The following is a 256-nucleotide window of genomic DNA, read 5'->3' on the forward strand; positions in this document are numbered from 1 at the left end:
GGCCAGTGCGGCCCGGATCACCCGCTCCTGGGACGGGCCGTTGGGCGCGGTCAGGCCGTTGCTCGCGCCGTCCTGGTTGACCGCCGTACCGCGTACGACCGCCAGCACAGGGTGACCGTTGCGCCGGGCGTCCGACAGCCGCTCCAGCAGCAGCACACCGACACCCTCACCCCAGCCGGTCCCGTCCGCACCCGCCGCAAACGGCTTGCACCGGCCGTCCGGCGCCAGCCCCCGCTGCCGGCTGAACTCCACGAAG

General features: G+C 74.6%; 1 protein-coding gene. It reads right to left on the reverse strand.

Features of this window, described 5'->3' with window-relative positions; translation table 11 throughout:
- A partial coding sequence (locus AC5WRT_RS39220) for a beta-ketoacyl synthase N-terminal-like domain-containing protein (RefSeq protein ID WP_496098988.1) occupies positions 1–256 on the reverse strand: 256 nt, incomplete at both ends.

It is taken from the genome of Streptomyces sp. NTD91, from assembly GCF_059510455.1.